The sequence below is a fragment of the Nostocoides veronense genome (assembly GCF_039531185.1).
Classification (GTDB): domain Bacteria; phylum Actinomycetota; class Actinomycetes; order Actinomycetales; family Dermatophilaceae; genus Nostocoides_A; species Nostocoides_A veronense.
Genome location: NZ_BAAAPO010000062.1, coordinates 38833 through 58924, shown reverse-complemented (window position 1 = coordinate 58924; position 20092 = coordinate 38833). Strand labels below are relative to the sequence as shown.

Sequence of the window (20092 nt, the reverse complement as noted above, 5' to 3'; positions counted from 1 at the left end):
CGGGCGGCGCTCAGCGGGATGGTGGATTTGGCGGCTTGGCGCGTGGTCAGGCGTCGAGCAAAAGGTCGGTGAGGTCGGCCGCCGCGTGGCGTCGGGCGCCGGAGAGTGGCGCCTCCTCAACCTGGGCGTGCCGAACGTCGATGGGCAGGGCACACATGGCCTTGACGCGGGCAGCGATGGCTTCGCGCAGCCAGTCGTTGGCAGCGAGCGGGCCCCCGAGAATCAGCGCCTGCGGGTCGAGGAAGGTCACGACGCCCGCGCAGGCGAGCGCGATCGCTTCCACAAAGCGATCACGCGCCGGGTCGGTGGAGTCGGGGCGCAGGATGCGCTCGGCCAGGTCGAGATCGAGGCGCCACTGACCGGGCACCGCGAGCCCGAGGTCGCTCAGTCGGCGAACCAGGGTGGCATTGCCCGTCCAGGGGAGTTGGGCGATCTCGCCGGCCGTGCCGCGGGCGCCTTGGACCACGCGCCCGTCGATGACGATAGCCGCCCCGATGCCTCGGCCGAGGTGAATGTGGATGACATCGGACAGGTCGCGGGCGACGCCGAGGTCGAGTTCGGCGAGCGCGGACCAGTTGACGTCGTTATCAATCGCGAGCCGCCCACCGTGGGCAAGGCGAGGTCTGAGCACGCCGGGCAGGTCGGCATCGCCGATCAGGAAGGGCGAGCCCGGCAGGTCCACGACCCGGCCGGTGTGCGGATCCACCGGGTCGGCAACGCTCACCGCGATGCTTCGGAGGGGAGCCTGCGCGATGTCACCCGCGGCTCGGAATGCCTCGTTGATCGCGGCATCGAGAGCCCCTCGCAGGTCTGCTTCGCGCACCGGCTCGTCGACGGCGAGGGTATGCCGCCCGCGCACCTGACCGCGCACGTCCAGCACTTCCGCGGTGACCTCGCCCGCGCCGGCGTGGATCGCCAGCGCGGCCCCAGCGGTCTCATCGACCTCGACGAGCGTGCCCGCCCGCCCACGACCGCCCTGCGTGAGGGCGCCCTCGTGGAGCACGCCGCGCTCGCTGAGACGCCGGACCGATTCGGAGACGGTGGGCTTCGACAACCCGGTCGCTTTGGCTAGCGCTGCGCGAGTGGCAGGAGCCCTGACCAATTCGGCGAGGACGTATCCATCCGTCAGACGGCGAAGCAAGTCGAGGGTCGGCAGGGCCTCGTCCGGTCGACCCGAACCCTGGTGACTGGCGGGTGCCTCACCGCCGGTTCCGGGGGCGGACGAGGCGCCACGTCCCCGGCCTGGCCGGGCGCGGAGGGGGGTCACAGGAGGACTCGGGCTGACGGCATTCGTGCAGCATAAGCCTTTGTAAGGTCTCTTGACATATGCACTCTCAGTCTGCCATTCTCTCCATTAGTCAGCAGTCCTAACCAAACCTTTGAGAGCATGGAGCACGCCGATGACCGCCGTCGCCGACACAGCCCAGACAACCCCCGCCGGGGGCACCATCTCCCGCATCACCGGCCTGCCGCACTGGGAGAGCACCCCCGGTGACCTGGCCGCGGCCACCCGCGAGATCAAGGCCGCGATCCGGGCCAAGATCGAGCGCGAGTCCGGCAAGAGCGTTGCCGAGGTCTTCGCGCAGCTCGAGGAGCACATCCGCGCTGAGGTTGAGGAGATCACGGCGGCCAAGGAGCGCGGCGAGCAGGTCTGGCCGGTGCTGGACTATGCCGACATCGAGGCCGGTCGCATCACGCCCGAGCAGCGCGCCCAGATCAAGCGCCGCGGCTGCGCGGTCATCCGCGGCCACTTCGATCGCGACCAGGCGGTCGCCTGGGATGGCGAGCTCGTCGACTATGTCGAGTCCAACCACTTCTTCGAGAACTACCGCGGGCCGGGCGACGACTTCTTCTCGACCGTGGGGTCCAAGCCGGAGATCTACCCGGTCTACTGGTCACCGACCCAGATGGCGGCGCGGCAGCACCCGCGGATGGCGACCGTGCAGGCGTTTCTTAACTCGATGTGGGCCAGTGAGTCCGAGGGTCGGCAGTGGTTCGACCCCAATGTCGACTCCCTCTATCCCGACCGGATCCGTCGCCGTCCGCCGCGCACCAACTCCGCGGGCCTGGCCGAGCACCTCGACCCGGGCACCCTCGATCTGTGGATGACCGAGGGCTACCAGCAGCACTTCCGCCACCTGTTCAGCGGCGATGTGACGGCATACGACCCGTGGGACCCGGCCTATCGCACCGAGGCCAGCCAGTATCCCGGCACCACGATGTGCTCGGCCTTCCGCACCTTCCAGGGCTGGACTGCTTTGTCGGACATGGCTTTTGACCAGGGCGTCCTGCACACCGTGCCGATCCCGACCGCGATGGCCTATCTCATGCTGCGCCCGCTGCTCGATGATGTCGCCGATGACGACATGTGCGGCGTCACCACCGGCAAGACCTTCCCGGCCAATGCCGCGTGGCACCCACTGCTCATGGAGGCCGTCACGGGCATCCCGTCGGTCGAGCCCGGCGACTCGGTGTGGTGGCACTGCGACATGATCCACTCGGTCGCGCCGGTCACTGACCAGCAGGGCTGGGGCAACGTCATGTACATCCCCGCCGCCCCGTGGTGCCCGAAGAACGAGGCGTATGCCGAGCACGTCCGCGCCGCGTTCGAGGCCGGCACCTCGCCCTCCGACTTCCCCGTCGAAGACTACGAAGCCGACTGGCCGAACCGCTTCCAGCCCGCCGACCTCAACGCCATCGGCCGCCGCGGCCTCGGCCTCCCGCCGGCCTGACCTGCGGGTGTAGCGGCTATACCACGGGGCGGAAGCCGGCGTTTTGGGCGGCCGTCTCGTCGAGGAACCACAGGTGCGGCTCGGCGTCGGCGGGCGCGATACGCCTGCCGTAATTGCCAACGTACGCCGCGCGGAGGACTGGCCGCAGAGCACTGCCCGCCCACTTGCGCCGACCGCGGCTTTCTACCCCAAGGGGTGGGTTCGGGCATATGCCGGACCGGGCCGACCCGGCTGGTTAGGGTCGGAGTATGCCGCTCGCCCCGCTGACCCTGCCCGCGACCGATGCCGCCTGGCTGGCCTTCCTGGATCAGCGGCTGACCGCTGCTCTGACGCGGGCCCAAGACGTCGTGACAGACCTGAAGGACGGAGCAAGCAGGTCGGCATTAGACGCCCTCCAGGCCTGGAACTCCGGCGATATCGGTCTCGGCGAGGCTGGCGGGATGGCCAGCCTCTTCGCCGAGGTTCATCCGGACCCGGACGTTCGCGAGCGGTGTGAGCGGGCCAGCCAAGAGGTCTCGAAGTTCCTCACCGCGAGGGCCTTGGACCGGCCGCTGTATGACGTGCTCTCCGCCCTCGATCCGGCGGGCCTGGACGGCGATGCCCGGCGCCTACTCGAGCGGACGCTGCGGGACTTCCGCCGCTCCGGCGTGGACCAGGATGAGGCCACGCGCGAGCGCATCACCGCCATCCAGGAGCGGCTGACCGTGCTCGGTCAGGAGTTCGGTCGGCATATTCGCGATGACGTCCGCACGATCCGAGTCACGGCCGACCGGCTTGACGGGCTGCCCGCGGACTACATCGCGGCGCACCCGGCCGATGCGGACGGGCTTGTCACGATCACCACCGACTACCCCGACCTGATCCCGTTCACGACCTTCGCGACGGATGCGGCGGCGCGGCGCGAACTGCATACGGCCTTCCTCAACCGCGGCTGGCCGGCGAATGACGCGATCCTGCACGAGATTCTCGACCTGCGCCACGAGTTCGCCGGGCTACTGGGGTATGCCGACTGGCCGGACTTCGACGCCGAGGTCAAGATGATCGGCCGTGGCGCCGCGATCGGGGAGTTCATCGATCGGATCGCCGCGCTCGCCGAGGCCCCGGGAAAGCGCGACATCGGCATACTCCTTGCCCGCGCACAGCAGGATGATCCGACGAAAACCGCACTGACAGCAGCAGATTCGGGCTTCTATGCCGAGCGGGTGCGCCGCGAGCAGTATGACGTGGACGCCCAAGAGGTGCGTCGCTACTTCGCCTTCCCCAAGGTTCGCGCCGGCTTGCTCGATGTCACCGCATGGCTCTTCGGGATCACCTATGTCGAGCAGCCCGAGGTGCCGGTCTGGCATGAGGAGGTCACGGCATATGACGTGCACCGGGATGGCGCGATCATCGGGCGCATCTATCTGGACCTGCACCCGCGGGAGGGCAAGTACAAGCACGCCGCCCAGTTCAGCATCACCAGCGGCGTGGACGGGGAGGTGCTGCCCGAGGGCGCGCTGGTCTGCAATTTCCCAACGGGGCTGATGGAGCATTCCGATGTCGTGACGCTCTTCCACGAGTTCGGTCACCTCGTGCATCACATCCTCGGCGGACAGCAGCGCTGGGTGCGCTTCAGCGGAGTCGCGACGGAATGGGATTTCGTCGAAGCGCCCTCGCAAATGCTCGAGGAGTGGGCGTGGGATGGGGCGGTGCTCGCCTCGTTCGCCACCGATGAGGACGGGCAGCCGATCCCGGCGGACCTCGTCGCGAAGATGGTGCGCGCGCACGAATTCGGCAAGGGTCAGAAGGCGCGGACCCAGATGTTCTATGCCGCGGTGTCCTATGGCCTGCACAAGGAGCGGCCGGCCGATCACACGGCCTTCGTCGCGGACCTGCAGGGCCGCTACGACCTGCTGGCGCGACTGCCCGACACGCATTTCCAAGCCGCCTTCGGGCACCTCGACGGCTATGGCTCGGGCTACTACACCTATATGTGGAGTCTGGTCATCGCTAAGGACCTCTTCGGTGCCTTCGACCCCGCTGACCTGTTCGCACCGGATGCGGCGGGCCGCTACCGGGATCAGGTGCTCGCGCCGGGTGGCAGCGCCGACGCCGCGGACTTGGTCGCCGAATTCCTCGGCCGGCCATACTCTTGCGACGCTTTCGGCGAGTGGCTCTCGTCCTAATCGGTCAGCGTCACATCGTCAGCCGAGCGCCACCCCGAGCGCGCTGGCCGCCAGGCCGAGCGTCAGGCTCAGCACCACATTGGCCACGGCCTTGCCCGCTGCCTGCTCGTCAAGCAAGCCGACGCTTTCGCTGGCGAAGGTGCTGTATGTCGTGAGGGCGCCGCAGAAGCCGGTACCGGCGAAGAGCGCGGCGTCACCCGTGAATTTGGCCATGACCACGCCGAGGAGGAACGAGCCGACGACATTGACCAGCAGCGTCCCCCACGGGAAGGCGCGCCCGAAGCGGGCCGCGACGAGAGCATCCGTCAGGTAGCGCACCACGGCGCCGGCTGCGCCGCCGAGCGCGACGAGGAGGATCGTCATACTCCTGCCTCCTCGGTGGGACCAAACAGGTCTCCGGCGTCGGCCTCGCCGGGCAGCGGCCACCCGAGGAACCGGTGCATGGCCCGGACCCCGATCCAGCACGCCAGGATGGCCAGCACGGGCGTGAGGATGAAATAGCTTGCGGCAGCGGCGCTTTCGCCGGCCGACCAGAGTGAGTGGGCGTCATACGCGAAGGTCGAGAAGGTCGTGAAGCCGCCCAGAATCCCGGTGCCGAGGAAAGGGCGCGCCAGCCGATGACCTGGCCGGCGCAGCAACCAGCAGACGAGCAGTCCCATAAGGAACGAGCCGAAGACATTGACGGCCAGCACCGGGCCGGCCGACCCGCCCCACCCGGGATCGAGTGCCTCGGTGAGCGCGGTCCACGACCCGACCCCCCACCGCGCCGTCGCCCCCACCGCGCCGCCCGCCGCCACCGCCACGAGCACGGCGGGTTCGCGGGGCGGCATACGAGCACCGTATGCCGTCGCGCCCGTCAGGCGGACTCCTCGAGCGCGCCGGCGAACTGGGCGGCATAGAGGCGGGCGAAAGCGCCTCTGGCAGCCAGGAGTTCGGCGTGCGAGCCCTGCTCGACAATTCGGCCGTCCTCCATCACGAGAATGAGATCGGCGTCTCGGATCGTGGAGAGGCGGTGCGCGATGACGAAGCTGGTCCGGTCGGAGCGCAGCGCGGCCATGGCATGCTGGACCAGTACCTCGGTGCGGGTGTCGACCGAAGAGGTGGCCTCGTCCAGGATGAGCAGCGAGGGGTCGGAGATGAAGGCGCGGGCGATCGTGACCAATTGCTTCTCACCGGCGCTGATATTGCTGGCCTCCGAATCGAGCATGGTGTCGTAGCCATCCGGCAGCGAGTGGACGAAACGGTCGACATAGGTCGCCTCGGCGGCGGCCCGGACCTCGGCATCAGAGGCACCAGGTTTGCCGTAGGCGATGTTCTCGCCGATTGTGCCCTCGAACAGCCAGGTGTCCTGCAGCACCATGCCGATCCGAGAACGCAACTCGTGCCGAGTCAGCTCGGTGATATCGGTGCCGTCCAAGGTGATCCGGCCAGAGTTCAGCTCGTAGAAGCGCATGATCAGGTTGACGAGTGTCGTCTTGCCAGCGCCCGTCGGCCCGACGATGGCCACTGTCTGGCCGGAGTGAACCGACAGCGATAGGTCTTCGATGAGCGGGCGCTGCGGATCGTAGGCGAACGAGACGTGCTCAAAGTCGACCTCGCCGCGGGTGCCAAAGCCCAGCACACCCGACCGCTCGGGCACATTCTCCGGCGCGTCGAGCACCTCGAAGACCCGCTCGGCCGACGCGACGCCGCTCTGCATCAAATTGGCCATCGAGGCGACCTGGGTGAGGGGTTGGGTGAACTGGCGCGAGTACTGGATGAAGGCCTGGACATCGCCGATGCTCATCGACCCGGACGCCACCCGCAGCCCGCCCACGACCGCGATGAAGACGTAGTTGAGGTTCCCGACGAACATCATCATCGGCATGATCAGACCGGAGATGAACTGCGCGCCGAACGACGCACCACGCAGGTCGTCATTTTTGGCCTCGAAGGCCGCTTGCGCCGCATCCGCCCGACCGAAGACCTTGACCAGTCCATGGCCGGTAAAGGTCTCCTCGACGATCGAGTTCAGCTCGCCGGTCGACTTCCACTGCTGCACGAAGTGGGCCTGACTGCGCTTGCCGATGACGGCGGTGATCCCGATCGACACTGGAATGGTCACGAGCCCGAGGATGGCCAGCAGCGGTGACACCCAGAACATCATCGCGAGCATCGCGATCACGGTGAGGAAGCTCGTGATGAGTTGGCTGAGGGTCTGCTGCAGGCTTTGTCCGATATTGTCCACGTCATTGGTCACGCGCGAGAGCAGCTCGCCTCGCGGTTGAGAATCGAAGTACGCCAACGGAAGTCGGTTCAGCTTGGCCTCGACGTCCCGCCGCAGCCGATAGACCGCGCCATTGACGATCTGCACGATGATCCGCGCCTGAGCCCACGAGAGCAGGCTCGCCGCGGCATACAACGCCAGGGCCAGCAGCAGCACCGACCGCAGCGCGCCGAAGTCGATGCCCTGGCCGGCGACGAAGTGCGACATGGCGCCCACGACCTCGGCGAAGTCGTTCTCTCCCTGGGCGCGCAGCCCGGCAACGACCGCCTCCTGCGTCATGCCAGCAGGGAACTTGCTGCCCGCCCACCCCTCGAAGACCAGGTCTGTGGCGTGCCCGAGAATCCGTGGCCCGAGCGCGTTCAAGACAACCGACACCAGGGCGAATGCCAGCGCCGCCCACAATCCGATCCGGTCTTCGCGCATCAATCCGAGCAGTCGCCGCGCGGACGGGCCGAAGTTGCGGGACCTCTCGCCAGGCTGGCCCATCCGCATATGCGGTGGTCCGCCGCGCTGCGCCGCTCCGGCCGCCCCACGGCGCTGCTGGGCTGCCTTCTCTTCCTCGGTGAGGATGCGGTCGCTCATGGCTGCACCGCTTCCAGGGTTTGCGAGGCGACGATCTCGGCATAGGTCTCGCACATCTCGAGCAAGTCCGTATGCCGTCCGCGCCCGACCACCCGGCCGTCCTCCAGGACGATGATCTGGTCGGCATCGATGATGCTGGAAACCCGTTGCGCCACAACGATGACCGTCGCTGCCGTGGTATGCGGACGCAGCGCCTCCCGCAGCCGCGCGTCGGTCGCGACGTCGAGGGCTGAGAAGGCGTCGTCGAAGAGGTAGACCTCGGGCCGGCGCACGAGCGCCCGCGCAATCGCGAGACGTTGCCGCTGACCCCCGGAGACATTCGTCCCGCCCTGACTAATGGGTGCATCGAGACCGCCCGGCATGGCGGCGACGAAATCCTCCGCTTGTGCCACCCGCAGGGCCCCCCACAAGTCCTCATCGGTGGCGTCCGGGTCGCCATAGCGCAAATTGCTCGCGACCGTTCCGCTGAACAGGAAGGGCTTCTGCGGGACGAGGCCGATATGCCGCCACAAATCGGCGAGGGCGGCATCGCGCACCTCGACGCCGCCGAGGAGAACGGAGCCGGCGGTCACGTCATACAGCCTGGGCACCAGGCCGATGAGGGTGGACTTGCCGGCGCCGGTGGAGCCGATGATCGCGGTCGTGCGGCCGGGTTCGGCGATGAAGGACACCCCGCACAAGACTGGCTGCTCGGCGCCCGGATACGCGAAATCGACCGACCGGAACTCCACCGCCAGCGGACCGTCCGGGATGGCGAGCGGCTCGCCCGTGTCCAGGACGGTGGACCGGGTTTCAAGCACCTCGGTGATCCGGCCAGCAGAGACGGCCGCCCGCGGAATCATCATCGACATCATCGTGCCGAACATGACAGACATCAGAATCTGCATGAGGTACTGCATGAAGGCAGTCAGCGCGCCGACCTCCATCGCGCCGGTGTCGACGCGCTTGGCACCGAACCACCAGACGGCGACCGTCGCCGCATTGAAGACGAGCATGACGAGCGGGAAGACCCGGGAGAAGAGCTTGCCGACGGCGACCGCGGTGCCGGTGTATGTCGTGTTCGCCGCATCGAAGCGGCGCTCCTCGAAGTCCTCCCGGACGAAGGCGCGCACCACGCGGATGCCAGTGATCTGTTCTCGCAGAATGCGATTGACGGTGTCCACGCTCTCCTGCATACGGCGGAACCACGGCAACATCCGATAGACAATGGACCCGACGATCACACCGAGCAGCGGCACCGCGACGGCAACCAACCACGACAGCCCGACATCCTCGCGCAGCGCCATGATGATGCCGCCGATCATCATGATCGGGATCGAGACCATGAACATCAGGCCCATATTCACGACGAGTTGGACCTGCTGAACGTCATTGGTGTTGCGCGAGATCAGCGTTGGCGGGCCGAAGCGGGACAGCTCCTGGGCCGAGAAGCCCGTGACCGATCCGAAGACCTCGCCGCGCAGATCCCGCGCCATCGACGCCGACGTCGCCGCAGCATTCCGGGCGATCGCGACCGTGGCGAGAATGTTGACGAGCGAGACGGCCAGCATGATCGCGCCGAGCCGCAAGATTTCGCCGGTGTCGCCGACCGCCACCCCATCATCGATGATCCGCCCGTTGAGCGACGGCAGATAGAGCGTCGTCAGCGTCGAGACGAACTGCAGGACGACGATCGCCGCCACCGCGCCGGCATACGGCCGCAGTTGGGAGCGGATGAGCGACCACAACATGAGGGATAGAACATCACCTGAGGCTGGGTCATGCCCATGTCCTTTCTGGACTTTCGCGTTGGGCGCACGATCCCGCGCGTCCGGCGCGCCGTTGGGGAGGCGCCGGCGGCGTCGATGTCCGGGCCGGGCACGATGGAGGCATGGCGCTCGATGTCGAGTTGGCGGAGATCCGCGATTTTCTCGCGGCCCACGCACCCTTCGAGGACCTGCCGCCGGCAGCTCTCCTCGCGCTCGTGCGCCGGATGAGCGTGACCTACCACCGGCGCGGCAGCGCGATCATGACGCCTGGGCTCCCGAACGATCGGCTGTATGTCGTGCGCTCCGGCGCCGTTGACGTCCGCGACACCTCCGGAGCGTTGGTGGACCGGGGGGAGGTGGGCACCGCCTTCGGGGCGACGACTTTGCTGCACGGCAATCCGTCGGCCTTCAGCGTGGTCGCGATCGAGGACACCTTGACGCTGTCGATGGAACGAGCCGCCTTTGACGACCTCGTCGCGGCGCATCCGAGCGTTCGGGAGTTCTTCGATCGGCAGCCGGCGCATCGCATGGCGGGTGCGGTCGCGGTGCAGCAGGAAAGCGCTTCTGGCAGTGCGATTCTCAAGACCCGGCTCCGCGAGTTGATGCGTGGTGAGCCGGTCACCGTGGCGTCGGGGGTGAGTATTCAGGAGGCCGCGCGCGTGATGTCGCAGCGGGGCGTGTCCTCGCTGCTGGTCATGGACGGCGAGCGCCTGGCCGGCATCGTCACCGACCGCGATCTGCGCAACCGCGTCCTGGCCTGTGGCCGTGACCCGCACGACTCGGTGGACGCGGTGATGACCGCCGATCCCGTGACCGCGCCCGCGGATGGTCTGGCCTTCGAGGCCCTCCTGGAAATGGTGGCGCGCAATATCCACCACCTGCCGCTCCTGGCTTCCGGGCACGCCGTTGGGGTCGTGACGACCACCGACTTGATGCGACTCGAGCGGGCGAATCCGGTGTATCTCGCGGGCGATATCGCCAAGCAGGCCGACAGCGCCGGGGTCGCGCAGGTCGCCGGACGGCTCGCCCGCGTGGTGCAGTCGCTCGTGGCGCAGGACGCGAGCGCTGCCGATATCGGCCGGATCGTGACGTCTGTCGGCGATGCCATCGAGCGGCGATTGATCGACATGGCCCACGAGCAGCTTGGCCCGCCACCGGTGCCCTATTGCTGGGTGGCGCTCGGCAGCCGGGCCCGCATGGAGCAGGCGCTGGCGGCCGATCAGGACACTGCTCTGATCCTCGACGACTCGGCTGGGCCCGACGATCGGGCCTATTTCGAGCGCTTCGCCGAGCTCGTGACAGGCTGGCTCGTCGAGGCAGGCTATCCCCGGTGCGCGGGCGATGTCATGGCGACCAATCCGGCGTGGCGGATCACCCTGCGGCAGTGGCAGGACGTCTTTCACACCTGGCTCACCGCGCCGACCCCCGACGCCATCCTGCGCGCCAGCATCTTCTTCGACATGCGCCCGATCGCCGGCGACGAACGGCTCTATTCAACGCTCGCGGAGTCGGTGCGACGCGAGGCACGCGGCGCGCAGCGCTTCCTCGCGCACCTCGCGAGCGCGGCCGTCGCCAATGAGCCGCCGGTCGGCTTCTTCCGCGGCTTCGTGCTGGAAAAGCACGGCGAGCACGCCGAGACCCTCGACATCAAGCGCGGCGGCATCGGTGCCGTCGTCGACCTCGCGCGCGTTCACGCGCTCGCCGTCGGCTCGGCAGCCCGCTCCACGCAGGATCGCCTCGCGGCCGCCGGGGAGGCCAAGGTCATCGACCCCAGGCGGGTCGCCGATCTGCGCGACGCGTTCGAGTTCATTTCGTATGTCCGCGTGGGGCACCAGGCCGCCCAGGTCGCCGACGGCATCGCTCCCGACAACCACATTCGGCCCGATGACCTCAGCTCCTTCGACAAAAGACACCTGCGCGAGGCCTTCACGATCGTGCGTGGCGCGCAGTCCACGCTCGGCTCGATCTACGGCACCGGCCGACTCGGCTGAGCGCGAGGTCACCCGATGGCATGGTTCGGCAAGGAGCGCGGGCGGACGAAGTCACTCGACCGCCTGAGCACACAGCCAGGGGCACTCGGGGTGTATGCCGCCGCGGGGCTGCCTGATCCGCATACTCCGGCCGGCGACCTGCGCCTGCTCGCCATCGACATCGAGACCACCGGGCTCGACCCGGACCGGGACATCCTGCTGAGCATTGGTTTCGTGCCTGTGGACGGCTATGCGATCACGCTCGCCGGGGCTCGTTCGGTACGCGTCCGCCCGCCCGCGGGGCATGCCGGGGTGGGCGCGAGCGCGACGATCCACGGCCTGACCGATGACGCCGTCGAGGCCGGCATACCCGCGAGCGAGGCTCTGGACGTGGTCGCCGAGGCCCTGACCGGCCGGGTCTTGCTCGCCCACCACGCGCCAATCGAAGTCGGCTTCCTGAGCCGGCTATGCCGCGAGGTCAGCGGCGCTGAGCTGCCCTGTCGGGTCGTCGACACCATGGAACTGGCCCGCCGTGCCTACCCTCCGCATATCAACCCGCCCGGCGCCTTGCGCCTGTGGGCTGCTCGGGAGCGGCACGGCTTGCCGGTGTATGCCGCCCACGACGCCCTGCTGGACGCGCTCGCGTGCGCCGAGCTCTATCTCGCCCAACTCGCCGAGATCGAGGCTCGCAGCGACCGGCCGATCACGGTGGATCGGCTGACCTGAGCACCGGCCGGGCTGCGGCGAGTGGGAACGCGCGCGCCTGAGCGGAGCAGGGTCTGTGAACGCGAGCGGGGATATAGGGCCGCTCCCATTCAGAAGGCCCGCTCCGCTCGGGCGCTCGGCGGGGTCACGCGCGCGACGCGGCTACGGAGCCAACGAGTCCAGACGGTCCAACGCGGCATTCCAGTGCGCGGACAGCTCGTCGTGGTCGGCGCCGGAGTCCAGGTGCTCGTGCACGATCTCCAACTGGGTCCGTTCGCCCTCGGGGCGTAGGTGCACATCCACCAGCGTGGCCGGCGAGTCGGCGTTCGCGTGCCAGGAGAAGCGGATCTGCTCCAGCGGATGGAAGCTGCGGGTCACGCCGAAGGTGCCATCGCTCGCGCGCCAGCTCGTGCCCTTGGTGCCAAGTTCGCCGCCCTCGCCGAGCAGCGCCTCGGCGCCGTGCGGGGCCATCAAGGCACCCCACACACTGGTCACGGGATGGTCGAGCACGCGTGCGACGCGCACGAAATCGGCCTTCTCGGTGGGTGCCTCACTCACGGTGTCCGTCGTCATCGACGACCACGTCCTTTCACCTGGTGGTGACCGGGGCCGGCCCGGTGACCGGCCTATGGGATTGACCTTACGCTCGGGCGCCGCGAAGCCGAAAGGGGTGGGGAACCGTGGTGCGCGCCCGGGCGTCCATGACCTATGAACGCCACGCCGCGACGCCGCTCGGTCCTCATCCTCGCTGGGCTCACCCTGGCCACCAGTGCGTGCGGGAGCGAGTCCGCGGGCGGGGGCAGTGCCAACCCCACCGGCGAGGGCACCGGATCGGGGATGCCCGCCGACTTCACCGCGCGGGCGGGCGCCGTGGCGGCGGCCCTGCGCTCCAATGGCGCGCTCACGGCATACCAGAACGGCGTCGTCCTGCTGGGGGACGCGGTGCGCTGGGGCGGGTTCAAGGACGACAAGGCCAAGGAGGCGGCGGGTGCCGGCCGCGCGGCTCTGGCCCTGCCCACCGTCGCCACACCGGGCCCGCGAAAGGTCACGTTCGCCGACGGCACGTCCCGGAGTATGCGGATCACCTCGGCAGAGAGCGCTGCGGGCCTGGCGATCACCATGCCGTGCGGGCCGGCCGAGCGGTGCCCGCTCTCGCTGGACGGGGCGAAGCTCGTGACGGCCGATGTCCTCACCAATCACGGTGTGGCCAAGGCGCCCTTCTGGGAGTTCACCGGCGGCGGGATGAGCGAGCCGCTTCGGGTGCTGGCCCTCGACGCGGCGGAACTCATCACGTGGCCGACTCCGGAATTGCCCGCCTGGCAGCCCGATGGGATCACCGGGGCCATGGCGCTGAAATCCGTCGATGGTGCGGCCTTGACCTACGAGATCGGGCTCGGCGCCTGCGACACCGGCCCCGCGCCGCTGGTGATGGAGGCGGAGGATGTGGTGATCGTGGGCGGCTCCTTTACGCCGCCGAAGCCGGGGACAGCGTGCACCGCAAACCTCATCTCTCAGCCGGTGTCGACCACGCTGAGCGCGCCCCTGGGCAGCCGGCCGCTGGTCGATGTCGCCACGGGCGGTGTCGTCACCACGCCAATGTGGCGCTGACCTGCCCCGTCGTCGGGGTGCGCAAGCTCATACCGGTCAGGTGAGCAAGCGCTCACCGGCGCTTGATTGAATGGGAGCAGTAGCCAGTCGGCCCGACGAGAGGCATCCCATGCAACGCGGCTTGAGTCCCGAGGACGAGCAGTTCCGTGCAGAAATGCGCGAGTTCTTCACCACCGCCATCCCGCAAGACATCCGCGACAAGGTCGCGGCTGGGACCGAGTTGAGCAAGGAGGACTTCGAGCGGTCGCACCGGATCATGCACGAGGCCGGACTTGCGGTCCCGCATTGGCCGGCCGAGTGGGGCGGCAAGAATTGGTCGGACCTGCAGCGCTATATCTATCTCGACGAGATGCAACTGGCCAATGTCCCGGCGCCGCTGGCGTTCAATGCGAACATGATCGGCCCGGTCATCGCGACCTTCGGCAGTCAGACGATGAAGGAGCGCTTCCTTCCGCCCACGGCTTCGCTGGATATCTGGTGGTGCCAAGGCTTTTCGGAGCCCGAGTCCGGCTCGGACCTCGCCTCGCTGCGCACCACGGCGGTCCTGGACGGCGATGAGTATGTCGTCAACGGGCAGAAGACCTGGACGACGCTCGGCCAGCACGCCGACTGGATCTTCGCGCTCGTGCGCACCAACCCCGCCGCGGAGCGGCAGCAGCAGGGTATTTCGATGCTGCTCATCCCGATGGACGCACCGGGTGTCACGCTGCGCCCGATTCAGCTCATCGACGGCGGCCACGAGGTCAACGAAGTCTTCTTCGACAACGTCCGCGTGCCCGCGGCTCAGCTTGTGGGAGAAGAGAATCGCGGCTGGGACTATGCCAAGTTCTTGCTGGGGAACGAGCGGGTCGGCGTCGCTCCCACCGGATGGATCAAGCGCAAGCTCGCCGCCGCCAAGGAGTATGCCGCGGCCGTCGCCTCCGGGGACGGTCACCTCATCGACGATCCGGTGATCGCCGCTCGGATCGCTGAGCTCGAATGCGACCTGATCGCGTTGGAGTTGACGGTGCTGCGCGTGGCCGCGAATTCCCACGGGGGCAAACCCGATCCGGCCTCCTCGATCCTGAAGTTGCGCGGCAGTGAGTTGCAGCAGGATGTGCTGGAGTTCATCGCCGATATCGCCGGGCCCTCATCGCTCTCGTGGGACCTGGACGCCGAGAGCGCGATCGCCGACTGGGCGCACAATGCCACGCCGGTCTACCTCAACTTCCGCAAGGCCTCGATCTATGGCGGCTCGAATGAGGTTCAGCGCCAAGTCATTTCCACCGGAATCCTCGGACTGAAGGGCTGAACGACATGAACTTCGAATTCACCGAGGACCAGATCGCGCTGCGCGACGCCGCCCGCGAAGCCATCTCCCGCCATCGCACCGAGCCCGTCCCGGGCACGGCTGCGCACAACACCGAGCTGTGGAAGGCCCTCGCCGAACTCGGCGCCTTGGGCCTGCCGTTCCCGGAGGACGCCGGCGGAATGGGCGCCGGACCGGTCGAGGCGATGGTCGTCGCCCTGGAGCTCGGGCGCGCGGGGGTGCGCACGGCATACTCCGAAACCCTCACGGCCGCAACGATGCTCGGCGAGGACGAGCTTTTCGGCGCCGCCGTTGAGGGCTCCCGGCTCGTCGTCCCGGCGCTCTTTGAGCCGATGCGCGCCTGGTCGCCCACACCGGTGGGCGTGCGCGCCGACGGCGACGCCCTGACCGGCGTCCGAGAGCCGGTGCCGTATGCCGCGGCCGCGCCCGCCGTGGTCACCACCGCCGCAACCGCGGACGGGGTCGGCATCTTCGCGATCGACAACCCGACCTTCACCGGCGCTCGGCTGGACCTGGCCGGCGTCTCGGCTCGGCGGGTGGACGGCGACGAGCTGCTCGTGCAGCGCGCCATCAACCTCGGCACCCTGTTGCTGAGCGCCGAAGCCCTGGGCGCCATGGAGTCGGCGCTGCACCTCACCGTCGAATACCTCAAGTCCCGCAAGCAATTTGGCGTCCCGCTGATGAAGTTCCAGACGCTGACGCAGCGCGCGGCGGATATGTACACCTCGCTCGAACTGGCCCGCAGCGCCGTCTACTACCTCGCCATGACACTCGCGATCCGCCCCGACCACGCGATCGGCGTCTCCCGGACCAAGGTGATCGTCGGAAAGTCCGGACGCCACATCGGTCAGGAGGCGATCCAGTTGCACGGCGGCATCGGCATGACGGCGGAGTATGCCGTGGGCCACCACACCGCCCGCCTGACCGAGATCGAACACACCTATGGCGACACCCGCTACCACCTGAGCCGCCTCGCCCGAGGCGTTTCGGAGTATGGCTCCCTCGACCTCGTCAGCTAACTAGGTGCGCCAGCAGGCCGGTGGATCTCCCCTGAGTGAATGAGGCGATCTGCATGGGTCAGCGTGGCGTCAGCCGTCGTTTCTCTAGGGCTGTTGGGTGCCCTGTCGGGAACCGGCGCGGCGCCGGCGCATGATGGCGCATCCGCCGCCGTCTCCGGAGGTGGCGCGCAAAGTGGGTCGGTGCCGACGACGGCGTCCGCTGCCGGCATGCAGGCGGCAGCTAACTGTCGTCCGACGCGTTCTGCCCCTGATGCTTAGCAGGGCACGGGTGCGACGACAGTGAGGATCGTTCGCAGGGTGGGGTCGGCGGCATACGCGATGCGGGCGCCGGCGTCGCGGGCCGCGAGCAGGGCGTCGAGGGCGTATTCGGTGATGCGTTCGCCGGGCGCGAGTACGGGGATGCCGGGCGGATAGGGGGCGATGAGTTCCGCGCAGATGTGGCCGACGGCGAACTCGATGGGGGTCGGAGCGTGGCCGGAGTAATAGGCGCCTCGCGGAGACATCACGACCTCGGGAGTGATGGTGTACGCCGCCATCCCGGCGGGCTGCCTCGGCGCGCCGCGGTGGCACTCGATCGACTCAATCAGGTTGTCCGCCAAGGCTTCTAGATCCGCATCCTCATCGGCCATCGTGACCATCGCGACGATGGTGTCGCGGTCCGCGAGTTCCACGGGCTGGCCGGCGGCGATCAGGTCCTGCTCGATGACGATGCCATCCGCGCCGGTGCCGGCAAGGACAAGGGTGATCTTCAGGGGGTCAATGCCGGGGCCGTCCAAGACGACTAGGCCGGGGACCGACGCGAACCGATCGCGCAGGCGCCTGACCCGTCCGAGGCAGTCGCCGAGCAACTGCTCACCATCGCGCGCCAGCAGTGCGCGACTTGCGTCGATGCTCGCGTAGATCGACCCGGCCGGGCTGGTCGTGTGCGTCGCATCAATGGCGGTCTCGAGTCGTCCTTGGTCAATCCGGTTGCTGCGCAACAGGATCAGGGCGGCCTGGCTGTATGCCGGCAGCACCTTGTGCGCGCTCGTCACGAGAGCATCGGCTCCGCACGCGAGGGCATGATCCGGAAGATCGGGGTGGAAGCCGAAGTGGGCGGCCCACGCGGCGTCGACGATGAGCGGCGCGCCATGGGCATGGGCCACCTCGGCCCAGGCGGCCACATCGCCGTGGGTGCCGACATACGCCGGGTCGGTGAGGAAGACGGCCGCGAGTTGCGGATCGGCAAGGACCGGCGGCCTGGGTCCGGATCCCGAAGAGGTCTGTGCATCATCGTCGGGCAGCGGGGCCGACGGGGATTGTGCTTGCTTGCACGCCCGCTCGAGTTGTTCGGCGGTGATGGGCAGCGGCAGCCCCGTCGCCGGGTCGACATCCGGAATCACCCAGACCGGTTCCAAGCCCGCGAGGACCAGTGCCGTCACGAGCGATCGGTGGGCCGATCGCGTGATGACGACCCGAGCGCCCGGGCGGGCGACGGCCAGCGCCAGCGCTTGGTTGCCATGCGTCGACCCGCCGGCCGAGAACCAGCAACGATCTGCTCCCCACAGTCGCGCCGCCCTCTTCTGCGCGTCGGCGAGCACGCCGTGGGCGAGCTTCATCGTGTCGAGGCCCGCGTAATAGGGCACGTCTGACGCGACGACATCGCCCACGAGGTCTAGCCGGTGCTTGTGTCCGGGGATCGTGAAGGCGTGCGTCGTGCGCTTATGGAAGGAAAGCCAGGCGTCGAAAAGCGGTGCATCCGAGCGCAATCCGCGCGGGTCGGTGGGCATCTCAGGCCTCCGCTTCGGCTTCGCGGCGGGCGAGCAGCTCGGCCGCCGCTTGCCGCCGTCGGACGGCGGAGGCGACGGCCTCGCGTGCCGCGGCGTCGGCGGCGAACAGCTGCTCGATCTCCCGCTCCGCGGTCGCAAGTTGATCCTTCAGGTCTGCCAGCCGGGCCTTCGCGGCGTCAAGCGCCTGACTCGCCTCTCGCACAGTCGCCTTCGCGCCCGTGACCTCCGCCGCCGCGTCCTGGTATGCCGTGGCCGCCGCCTCAATAGCCGCGTCCGGGTCAGCAGCGTTGTCGGTCGCTATCTCCTCGGCTACCGCTTGGTATTGGTCATGATCACGACCATTAACAGGCGGTAGGTCGGTGGTTAGCTCGCGGGTCGGGGCTGTGTCTGGCTCGACGTCCAGGGCGGTGGCTGGCTCTGCGTCTAGCTCGGTGGGTGGCTCTGTGTCCAGGTCGGTGTCCGGCTCTTCGTCTTGGTCGGAGGCTGGCTCGGCGGCTGGCTCGGGCGTGCGGATGAGGCGAAGGAGACGCCCGGTGGTTGTGGCGACGACCGCATCCGCGAGGTCAACCTCCCCGAAGCCGGCATAGCTGATCGCGCGCGTCAGCGCCCCCGACGTGACGGCATCGGCAGCCTCGGCGCTCGCGAGGGCCGCGATGACGGTCTCGCGAATCTCGTTCTCCCCCGCGACGGTTAACGCGGCACCACCGGCCTCCGAGACCTCGCGCGCACCGCCGAGGACATCGGCGATCACCTGATCCCGCGCGGGGCGCAAGGCAGCGATCGCCGTGCCGTGCAGATTCGCCTGGGCGGCACGCAGCTGCGCGCCCACGCTCAGCAACTGCTCCACCAGATCCGGTCGGGCGCGCACCAAGGCATTGACGACGCCCGCCGCCACGCTCGGTTTGCGCAGCTTGCCGATTGCCGCCGCGAGCGGCCGATCCTTGGCTGCCCGCGCGGCGGCGACCAGTTCGGTCCGGGTCGCCATGAAGTCGGCCAGCGGGACGGCATACAGCTGCTCGGCGGCCTCGGCCAGCGTGTCCGGCGCGCTCGCCGCTAGCTCCTCAGCCACCCATCGTCACTTCCCCGCGACGCGCGGTCGCGATGGCATCCAGTTCATTCAGTCGGGCCGCGGCCGCAGCCACTCCAGGGTCAGGGAGCACCGCAGCCTCGCGGGAGGCGGCGAGCCCGTCATACAGCTGATGCGCAAGAGCCTCGATCTCGGTGGGGTCGAGCCCGATATCCCGGGCACCGCCAAGACTGCGCGCGCCGAGCAGATCTGGCAACGAGAAGGTCGGTGCCGATCCGGGAACGCACGGGCCCTCGATGACCCTGCTGCCGCCTTCTCCGGCGTCCTCTGGCGCCACGCCCTCGCCGAGGCGGGCTTGGATGGCGTCGGCATATGCGTTGTGCCCCAAGGAATTCGGGTGGAATGAGCCTTCGAGCGGCCAGGAGACGCCATTGAGCCATTCGACGCCATCGCAGACGGCGTGGCCGGCGAAACGGGACCCAACGCCGACATAGATGAAGCCTGCCCTATGCGCGGCGGCGGCGATGGTGGAGCCGAGTTCGTCGGCGGCGGCATTGAGGCGGGACATCTCGTGCGCGGAGAAGAAGGTCGCGAGATTGCAGTCGACGCCATTGAAGAGCCGTGGGTATCCCGTGACGATGACCCGCGCGGCCGGCGCCCGGCGACCTACCTCGGCATACACGCCATCGAGCAAGCCGGGCAGGCGGCTGCGCAGAGCGATCAGCGCGTGGTCGATCGACACATCGCTATTGCTCATCCAGCCCGGCTCAGCGGCCGCGATGAGGACGGGAACGAAGCCGATATCGTTGCCGCCCAATGTGATCGAGACCAGCTCGGTGTCCGGACCGAGCGCATCAAGCTGATGAGACAGGACGTCCGCGCAGGTCGCCCCCAGGCAGGCGTTGTATGCCACGTCGAGACCGAGCCGCCGCGCCACCAGCACGGGATAGCCATCATCGGCCCGCCAACACGCATTGCGGCGTTCGCCCCCACCCACCCCGGCGGCATAGGAATCTCCGAGCGCGACATACCTCATCCCCCCACCCTGCCCCGCCGCCGGACCGGAAGCAACGAGAGAGACGCACTGGTTCGCGAACGGAGGGGCGGACGCGACGGCCGTCGTCGGGGCCGTGAATGATCGGTGACGGCGGGCCAATTAAGGTCTGAGCTTTGGCACCACATGTGGGGCCAA

Annotated in this window: 16 protein-coding genes; 7 read left to right on the top strand and 9 right to left on the bottom strand. The window is 68.5% G+C overall.

Going from position 1 to position 20092, the window contains the following annotated elements; all coding sequences use genetic code 11:
* Positions 1-46 precede the first annotated feature (46 nt).
* Positions 47-1267, bottom strand: a complete 1221-nt coding sequence (locus ABD225_RS17725) for an ROK family transcriptional regulator (RefSeq protein ID WP_344088740.1) — start codon at positions 1265-1267, stop codon at positions 47-49.
* A gap of 133 nt (positions 1268-1400) precedes the next feature.
* Here ABD225_RS17725 and ABD225_RS17720 point away from each other — a divergent pair, with 133 nt between their 5' ends.
* Together ABD225_RS17720 and ABD225_RS17715 are read left to right on the top strand one after the other, a co-directional pair.
* Entirely contained in the window at positions 1401-2732 is a 1332-nt protein-coding gene (locus tag ABD225_RS17720; protein WP_344088737.1) for a YbiU family protein, read from the top strand.
* Positions 2733-2980: 248 nt separating this feature from the next.
* Positions 2981-4897, top strand: a complete 1917-nt coding sequence (locus ABD225_RS17715; protein WP_344088734.1) for a M3 family metallopeptidase — start codon at positions 2981-2983, stop codon at positions 4895-4897.
* 18 nt (positions 4898-4915) lie between these two features.
* Here ABD225_RS17715 and crcB read toward each other — a convergent pair whose 3' ends face one another.
* The 4 genes from crcB to ABD225_RS17695 are packed head-to-tail and all read right to left on the bottom strand — an operon-like array spanning position 4916 to position 9475.
* Entirely contained in the window at positions 4916-5260 is a 345-nt protein-coding gene (gene crcB / locus ABD225_RS17710; protein ID WP_344088731.1) for a fluoride efflux transporter CrcB, read from the bottom strand.
* Complete coding sequence (locus ABD225_RS17705; RefSeq protein WP_344088728.1) at positions 5257-5727, bottom strand: fluoride efflux transporter FluC; 471 nt, start codon at positions 5725-5727, stop codon at positions 5257-5259. Before ABD225_RS17705 ends, crcB begins: the two co-directional genes overlap by 4 nt.
* Positions 5728-5753: 26 nt before the next feature.
* Entirely contained in the window at positions 5754-7745 is a 1992-nt protein-coding gene (locus ABD225_RS17700; protein ID WP_344088725.1) for an ABC transporter ATP-binding protein, read from the bottom strand.
* Positions 7742-9475, bottom strand: a complete 1734-nt coding sequence (locus ABD225_RS17695; protein WP_344088722.1) for an ABC transporter ATP-binding protein — start codon at positions 9473-9475, stop codon at positions 7742-7744. The genes ABD225_RS17700 and ABD225_RS17695 overlap by 4 nt, the downstream gene beginning before the upstream one ends.
* A gap of 140 nt (positions 9476-9615) precedes the next feature.
* Between ABD225_RS17695 and ABD225_RS17690 the strand changes: the two genes are divergently transcribed.
* Both ABD225_RS17690 and ABD225_RS17685 read left to right on the top strand, forming a co-directional pair.
* Positions 9616-11484 (top strand): DUF294 nucleotidyltransferase-like domain-containing protein, encoded by a 1869-nt coding sequence (locus ABD225_RS17690; RefSeq protein ID WP_344088719.1) that lies wholly within the window; start codon positions 9616-9618, stop codon positions 11482-11484.
* 15 nt (positions 11485-11499) lie between these two features.
* The gene (locus ABD225_RS17685) at positions 11500-12189 is read left to right on the top strand and encodes an exonuclease domain-containing protein (protein WP_344088716.1); all 690 of its coding nucleotides are present in this window, start codon (positions 11500-11502) and stop codon (positions 12187-12189) included.
* Between the two features lie 141 nt (positions 12190-12330).
* Here ABD225_RS17685 and ABD225_RS17680 read toward each other — a convergent pair whose 3' ends face one another.
* Entirely contained in the window at positions 12331-12741 is a 411-nt protein-coding gene (locus tag ABD225_RS17680; protein WP_344088713.1) for an SRPBCC family protein, read from the bottom strand.
* A 135-nt stretch (positions 12742-12876) separates the two neighbouring features.
* On the opposite strand from ABD225_RS17680, the gene ABD225_RS17675 reads away from it, so the two are divergent.
* The 3 genes from ABD225_RS17675 to ABD225_RS17665 all read left to right on the top strand — a co-directional run bounded on the left by ABD225_RS17675 (position 12877) and on the right by ABD225_RS17665 (position 16104).
* Positions 12877-13776, top strand: a complete 900-nt coding sequence (locus ABD225_RS17675; RefSeq protein ID WP_344088710.1) for a hypothetical protein — start codon at positions 12877-12879, stop codon at positions 13774-13776.
* Between the two features lie 109 nt (positions 13777-13885).
* Positions 13886-15067, top strand: coding sequence for an acyl-CoA dehydrogenase family protein (locus tag ABD225_RS17670; RefSeq protein WP_344088708.1), 1182 nt, complete (start codon positions 13886-13888; stop codon positions 15065-15067).
* A 5-nt stretch (positions 15068-15072) separates the two neighbouring features.
* Positions 15073-16104 carry an acyl-CoA dehydrogenase family protein gene (locus ABD225_RS17665; RefSeq protein ID WP_344088705.1) on the top strand — a complete coding sequence of 344 codons (1032 nt, stop codon included), beginning with the start codon at positions 15073-15075 and terminating at the stop codon, positions 16102-16104.
* A 254-nt stretch (positions 16105-16358) separates the two neighbouring features.
* Here the strand turns inward: ABD225_RS17665 and ABD225_RS17660 are convergent, their stop codons facing one another.
* The 3 genes from ABD225_RS17660 to ABD225_RS17650 are packed head-to-tail and all read right to left on the bottom strand — an operon-like array spanning position 16359 to position 19936.
* Positions 16359-17873, bottom strand: coding sequence for an aminotransferase class I/II-fold pyridoxal phosphate-dependent enzyme (locus ABD225_RS17660; RefSeq protein ID WP_344088702.1), 1515 nt, complete (start codon positions 17871-17873; stop codon positions 16359-16361).
* A 1-nt stretch (position 17874) separates the two neighbouring features.
* Positions 17875-18942 (bottom strand): hypothetical protein, encoded by a 1068-nt coding sequence (locus ABD225_RS17655; protein ID WP_344088699.1) that lies wholly within the window; start codon positions 18940-18942, stop codon positions 17875-17877.
* Positions 18935-19936 carry an SGNH/GDSL hydrolase family protein gene (locus ABD225_RS17650; RefSeq protein WP_344088696.1) on the bottom strand — a complete coding sequence of 334 codons (1002 nt, stop codon included), beginning with the start codon at positions 19934-19936 and terminating at the stop codon, positions 18935-18937. Before ABD225_RS17650 ends, ABD225_RS17655 begins: the two co-directional genes overlap by 8 nt.
* Between the last annotated feature and the right edge of the window lie 156 nt (positions 19937-20092).

Excerpts from the sequence above, each read along its gene's own strand:
- ABD225_RS17720 (WP_344088737.1), top strand. The coding sequence starts at position 1,401 with ATGACCGCCGTCGCCGACACAGCCCAGACAACCCCCGCCGGGGGCACC.
- ABD225_RS17715 (WP_344088734.1), top strand. The coding sequence starts at position 2,981 with ATGCCGCTCGCCCCGCTGACCCTGCCCGCGACCGATGCCGCCTGGCTG.
- crcB (WP_344088731.1), bottom strand. The coding sequence starts at position 5,260 with ATGACGATCCTCCTCGTCGCGCTCGGCGGCGCAGCCGGCGCCGTGGTG.
- ABD225_RS17705 (WP_344088728.1), bottom strand. The coding sequence starts at position 5,727 with ATGCCGCCCCGCGAACCCGCCGTGCTCGTGGCGGTGGCGGCGGGCGGC.
- ABD225_RS17700 (WP_344088725.1), bottom strand. The coding sequence starts at position 7,745 with ATGAGCGACCGCATCCTCACCGAGGAAGAGAAGGCAGCCCAGCAGCGC.
- ABD225_RS17695 (WP_344088722.1), bottom strand. The coding sequence starts at position 9,475 with ATGTTGTGGTCGCTCATCCGCTCCCAACTGCGGCCGTATGCCGGCGCG.
- ABD225_RS17690 (WP_344088719.1), top strand. The coding sequence starts at position 9,616 with ATGGCGCTCGATGTCGAGTTGGCGGAGATCCGCGATTTTCTCGCGGCC.
- ABD225_RS17685 (WP_344088716.1), top strand. The coding sequence starts at position 11,500 with ATGGCATGGTTCGGCAAGGAGCGCGGGCGGACGAAGTCACTCGACCGC.
- ABD225_RS17680 (WP_344088713.1), bottom strand. The coding sequence starts at position 12,741 with ATGACGACGGACACCGTGAGTGAGGCACCCACCGAGAAGGCCGATTTC.
- ABD225_RS17675 (WP_344088710.1), top strand. The coding sequence starts at position 12,877 with ATGAACGCCACGCCGCGACGCCGCTCGGTCCTCATCCTCGCTGGGCTC.
- ABD225_RS17670 (WP_344088708.1), top strand. The coding sequence starts at position 13,886 with ATGCAACGCGGCTTGAGTCCCGAGGACGAGCAGTTCCGTGCAGAAATG.
- ABD225_RS17665 (WP_344088705.1), top strand. The coding sequence starts at position 15,073 with ATGAACTTCGAATTCACCGAGGACCAGATCGCGCTGCGCGACGCCGCC.
- ABD225_RS17660 (WP_344088702.1), bottom strand. The coding sequence starts at position 17,873 with ATGCCCACCGACCCGCGCGGATTGCGCTCGGATGCACCGCTTTTCGAC.
- ABD225_RS17650 (WP_344088696.1), bottom strand. The coding sequence starts at position 19,936 with ATGAGGTATGTCGCGCTCGGAGATTCCTATGCCGCCGGGGTGGGTGGG.